Source organism: Pseudomonas sp. XP1, assembly GCF_053557675.1.
Genome location: NZ_JBNRIJ010000025.1, coordinates 25,815 through 29,752, shown reverse-complemented (window position 1 = coordinate 29,752; position 3,938 = coordinate 25,815). Strand labels below are relative to the sequence as shown.

Below are 3,938 nucleotides of genomic sequence, written 5' to 3'. Positions count from 1 at the left end.
CCCCCCCCCCCCCCCCCCCCCCCCCCCCCCCCCCCCCCCCCCCCCCCCCCCCCCCCCCCCCCCCCCCCCCCCCGCTCCTACAGGGCCATGCGTCAAGGCCTGCTACGGTGTTCGCAGGCCCAATGCCTCCACCGCCCCGCAGGCTATGGCCATGCCCACCAACTCCGCCAGGCTATCGGCCTGCAACCGCTTCATCACTCGCCCCCGGTACAGGTCCACCGTCTTCACGCTCACGCCCAGCCGCTCGGCAATCTCGCGGTTGCTCAACCCTTGGGCCAACGGCACGAACACATCGCGCTCGCGCGGGGTAAGGCCGTCGATGCGCGCCTGCACCCGGGCCAGCGCCTGGTCGTCCTGGCGTGCCCGCCCGGCGTTCTCCAGCGCGGCCTGTACGCTGTCGAGCAGCAACTGGTCGTTGTAGGGCTTTTCGATGAAGTCGCAGGCGCCGGCCTTGAATGCCCGCACCACGATCGGCACATCGGCATGGCCGCTGACGAAGATCACCGGCAACCCCAGGCCACGCTCGCGCATCGCCTGCTGCACCGCCAACCCGCCCAGCCCGGGCATGCGCACATCCAGCAGCACGCAAGCCGGCCCATCGTCGACGCAGGCGTCGAGAAACGCCTGCCCACCGGCGAACGGCAAGGCCTGCAAGCCCACCGACTGCAGCAGCCACACCGTGGAGTCCCGCATACCCTGGTCGTCATCCACCACATACACTTTCGCTTGCACCGCCATCTCCCCTTATCCCCTGCTGACCGCCAGGCGGCAGCACAGTACCAGACCACCATTGTCACCGGCTCGCGCCCACAGGTTGCCGCCAAAGCCCTCGATCAGGCTGCGGCTCATGCTCAGGCCAAGACCCAGGCCGTCGGCCTTGCTGGTGGTGAACGGCGTGAAGATTTCATCCAGGCGCTCGGGCGCCACGCCCGGGCCCTGGTCGGCCACCTCGACCAGCACGCCATCGCCATCGCGCGCGGCGCCAAGCAGGATACGTGACGGCCGCTCGCCATGCTGCTCGCGGTTGGCATCGATGGCGTTGCGCAGCAGGTTCAACAGCACCTGCTCCAGCAGTACCCGGTCGGCATACACCAAGGGCAACTGCGCGTTCATGCGCAGCTCGACCACCACCTGGTCACGTGCGGCCTCCCAGGCGCACAGGCGCATGGCTTCGCCGGCCACCTCGGCCACGTCCAGCGCCTGCAGGCGGCGTGGCCCCTTGCGCAGGAAGGCGCGCAGGCGGCGGATCACTTCGGCGGCATGGGTGGCCTGTTCGCAGATGCGCTGCAGGCCCTGTCCCACCCGCTCGCGGGCCTGCGGGTCACGCTCCAGGCCCTGCAGGTAGCGCAGGCTGGCATTGGCGTAGTTGACCACTGCAGCCAACGGCTGGTTGATCTCGTGGGCAATGCCCGAAGCCAGCTCGCCCAAGGTGGCCAACCGGGCACTGTGCGCCAGGCTTTCCTGGGCTTCGATGCGCAGGGTGATGTCGCGAGACACGCTGACCACCTCCACCACCGCGCCGGTGTAGGTTTCGCGGATGGCCCGGCTGGCGATTTCGAACCAGCGGTAGCCGCCTGCGGCCTGGCGCACGCGGCAGGTCATGGTGTGGTAGCCGTCCTGGTCCAGGGCGGCGGCGGCCTGGCGCAGCACCTGGCGGCGCTCGCGTGGGTGCAGCAAGGTATGCACGGCCATGCCGCGCAGTTGCTCGGGCCACAGGCCAAGCAGGCGGAATGCCGCCGGCGAGGCATCGAGGAAACGGCCGTCAGGGCTGTGCCGGGAGATCAGATCGGTGGTGTTCTCGATGATCAGCCGGTACAGACGCCGGGCGCGGCTGGCCTCGCGTGCGCCATGGCGCTCGTCGCTGGCGTCGCGGCAACGCGCCAGCACCTGCTGGCCCTGGTCGTCAGGGATGAAGCTCCACAGCACGATGCGTTCGCCGACTTGCACCTCGACATCGGCGATCGCCCGGCGCTGGCGCAGGCAGGCGCGCACCAGGGCGGTGCAGTTGCCCGGCAGCCAGCTGGCCAGTGCCGGGCCTTCATCGACCCAGGCCTGCAGTGCCGGGTTGAGTGCCAACGGCCTGGCGTCGCCAGCCAGCATCAGGCTGGGTTGTGGGTCCTTGGCGAGCAAGGGATAGGCAGTGTTGTCCACGGTAGGCGGCTCGTTGTTATAGTAGTTTTACTATATTGCTATAGTCGATATTCCTAATACCATAGCGACTCGCGTAAAACTGCGACAAGGGAGCGGCCCACCGTCCGCGTCCCTGCACCCTGAACAGAGCTAACAATCAGCCACCGGGGGTCAAGCGCACAGGTTGTGCCTGCCTCCCCTACAGGATTACCGCATGTCGATCTATGCCCAGGGCCTGATGCCCGCTGCCGTCAACCATGTCGCGCTCACTCCGCTGAGTTTCATCGAACGCACCGCTGCCGTATACGGCGACTATCCGGCGGTAGTGCATGGTGCCATCCGCCGCAACTGGCAGCAGACCTACCAACGCTGCCGGCGCCTGGCCAGCGCCCTGGTGGGCCGGGGTATCGGTCGTGGCGACACCGTGGCGGTGATGCTGCCCAACATTCCGGCCATGCTCGAAGCCCATTTTGGCGTGCCCATGACCGGCGCCGTGCTCAACACCCTGAACGTCCGCCTGGATGCCGAAGCCATCGCCTTCATGCTGCAGCATGGCGAGGCCAAGGTGCTGATCACCGACCGCGAGTTCCACACGGTCATCGAGGCGGCCCTGGCCTTGCTCGAGCACCCGCCATTGGTGGTGGATGTGGATGACCCGGAGTATGGCGAAGGCCGTGCGGTCAGCGAACTGGATTATGAGGCGTTCCTCGCCGAGGGCGACCCGGACTTTGCCTGGGAGTGGCCCGATGACGAGTGGCAGGCGATCTCGCTCAACTACACCTCCGGCACCACCGGCAACCCCAAGGGCGTGGTCTACCACCACCGTGGCGCTTACCTGAACGCCCTGGGCAACCAGATGGTCTGGGGCATGGGCCATCGCCCGGTGTACCTGTGGACCCTGCCGATGTTCCACTGCAACGGCTGGTGCTACCCATGGACCATCACCGCGCTGGCCGGCACCCATGTGTTCCTGCGCCGGGTCGACCCGCAGAAGATCCTGACCCTGATCCGCGAGCACCGGGTCAGCCACCTGTGCGGCGCGCCGATCGTACTCAACGCCCTGGTCAACATGCCTGAGGCGGCCAAGGCGGCCATCGAGCACCCGGTGCAGGCCATGGTCGCCGGCGCCGCGCCCCCCGCCAAGGTCATCGGCGCCGTGGAAGAGATGGGCATCCGGGTCACCCACACCTACGGCCTGACCGAGGTCTACGGCCCGGTGACCGTGTGTGCCTGGCATGACGAATGGGATGAACTGGCGCTGGAAGAGCGCGCGCGGATCAAGTCCCGCCAGGGCGTGCGCTACCCGACCCTCGACGGCCTGATGGTCGCCGACCCGCAAACCCTCGAGCCGGTGCCGCGCGACGGCAATACCCTTGGCGAGATCTTCATGCGCGGCAATACGGTGATGAAGGGCTACCTGAAGAACCCCGAAGCCACCGTCGAAGCCTTCCGTGGCGGCTGGTTCCACACAGGTGACCTGGCCGTGTGGCACGCCGACGGCTATGTCGAGATCAAGGACCGGCTCAAGGACATCATCATTTCCGGTGGTGAGAACATCTCCACCATCGAGGTCGAGGATGCCCTGTACAAGCATCCGGCGGTACTGGAAGCCGCGGTGGTGGCGCGTCCTGATGAAAAATGGGGGGAAACCCCGTGCGCCTTCATTGCCCTCAAGCCGGGCCGCGAAGACACCCGCGAAGCCGACATCACCAGCTGGTGCCGCGAGCACCTGGCCGGGTTCAAGGTGCCAAAGACCGTGGTGTTTGGCGAACTGCCCAAGACCTCCACCGGCAAGATCCAGAAGTACG

3 protein-coding genes are annotated in these 3,938 nt (G+C 67.3%); 1 reads left to right on the top strand and 2 read right to left on the bottom strand.

Going from position 1 to position 3,938, the window contains the following annotated elements:
* Positions 1-102 precede the first annotated feature (102 nt).
* Positions 103-738: a response regulator transcription factor gene (locus tag ACK1U9_RS19100; protein WP_038408108.1), complete on the bottom strand. Its 636-nt coding sequence runs from the start codon at positions 736-738 to the stop codon at positions 103-105.
* 6 nt (positions 739-744) lie between these two features.
* Entirely contained in the window at positions 745-2,151 is a 1,407-nt protein-coding gene (locus ACK1U9_RS19095) for a sensor histidine kinase (protein WP_449110097.1), read from the bottom strand.
* Positions 2,152-2,344: 193 nt separating this feature from the next.
* On the opposite strand from ACK1U9_RS19095, the gene ACK1U9_RS19090 reads away from it, so the two are divergent.
* Positions 2,345-3,938, top strand: a 1,594-nt coding sequence (locus tag ACK1U9_RS19090; RefSeq protein ID WP_449110096.1) for an acyl-CoA synthetase, incomplete at its 3' end; no start/stop codon positions are given.